Source organism: Paenochrobactrum glaciei (assembly GCF_039522165.1).
In the GTDB taxonomy this organism is placed as follows: Bacteria; Pseudomonadota; Alphaproteobacteria; order Rhizobiales; family Rhizobiaceae; genus Paenochrobactrum; species Paenochrobactrum glaciei.
Window position 1 is genome coordinate 1 of sequence record NZ_BAAADE010000035.1, and the last position, 1,519, is coordinate 1,519.

Sequence of the window (1,519 nt, forward strand, 5' to 3'; positions counted from 1 at the left end):
GGTACAATAATCAACGTTTGCTGGAGCCAATCGGATATATAACACCTGTAGAAGCCGAGGAGGCTTTCTATCAGAATATGAGAATATGTGATAAAGCTGCATAATCGTCGAACAAATTGCCCTCCGGCAAACACGGGGCGGTTCACTATGTAAAATTATCTAAAGAATGATACCTTAGACAAAAAAATTATCAAATGGCCTATCAAATTCGAGTACATTTATCCTACTCGATCAACAATACAGGAATGAAATATGAATGTTCTGGTAACAGGCGGCGCGGGTTTTATCGGTACACATACTTGTGTGGAACTTTTGAAGTCAAATCATTCAATTCTTATTATTGATAATTTTGAAAATAGTCATCCAGAAGCTGTTAAGCGTGTAGAAGCAATTACTGGTAAAAAAGTCAATTTTAGACAAGGTGATGTAAGAGATATTGCATTTATAAAAAAACAAATAACGGATTTTAAATGCGAAGCAGTGATGCACTTTGCAGGTTTAAAAGCAGTGGGTGAATCTTGCCAAAATCCACTAAAATACTACGACTACAATGTCGCGGGAACTTTATCTCTTTTACAGGCAATGCAATCTTGTAATGTGAAAAAGCTTGTATTTAGCTCTTCAGCAACGGTTTATGGCGCTCCCAAAAGGCTGCCAATTGTAGAAGACACTGAACTTCATACGACCAATCCATATGGACGATCTAAGCTGATCGTAGAAGATATACTCAGAGATTTGTATACGAGTGACCCATCTTGGCACATTGCTATTCTCAGATATTTTAATCCAGTCGGTGCCCATAAAAGTGGCTTAATCGGTGAAGACCCAATCGGTATACCTAATAATTTGATGCCAATTGTTGCTCAAGTGGCGAGTAATAGAAGAGAAAAACTTTCTATCTGGGGTAATGATTACCCGACGAAAGATGGCACAGGCATACGTGATTATATACATATTGTTGATCTAGCGATTGGCCACTTAAAAGCACTCGAGAGTTTAAACGTAGCTCAATGTAACGCCTACAATTTAGGTACTGGCAATGGTTACAGTGTGCTTGAAGTCATCAAAATGTTTGAACATGTCTCTAATCAGAAAATTGAATATGAAATAGCGTCAAGAAGAGATGGCGACGTGGCTGAGTGCTACGCAGATCCTTTGTACGCTATGCAACAGCTTGATTGGAAGGCAGAGAGAGGCTTAAGAGAAATGTGCGAAGATATGTGGAATTGGCAAATAAAAAATCCAACAGGGTACTAAACTAATAGCGATGAAATTAGATAGTATCAGCTCTTGCCATGGAATTATTTAAAGGTGTGAATGTAACACAGCATACACTTTAACGGCAATTATAACAGAAGAAAATAACACTTGAGATGTTCAAAATCTTACTGCTATTGACCTGAGCCCCAACACTCCTCCATTTTTCAGGAGAGTCTTGGGTTATACTATTGGCCTTAAGCGGCCTGTTTTTCTAGAGCCATTTTTATGGCGAACTCATTCGGTGTGACATTGCCGAGTG

Annotated in this window: 1 protein-coding gene; it reads left to right on the forward strand. The window is 38.7% G+C overall.

What is annotated here, in order from left to right:
• Positions 1 to 252: 252 nt before the first annotated feature.
• A complete protein-coding gene (gene galE / locus ABDZ76_RS17520; RefSeq protein WP_343808642.1) occupies positions 253 to 1,257 on the forward strand; it encodes a UDP-glucose 4-epimerase GalE in 1,005 nt (334 codons plus the stop codon).
• Positions 1,258 to 1,519: the final 262 nt, after the last annotated feature.

Coding starts and splice junctions, on each gene's coding strand:
- galE (WP_343808642.1), top strand. CDS start 253: ATGAATGTTCTGGTAACAGGCGGCGCGGGTTTTATCGGTACACATACT.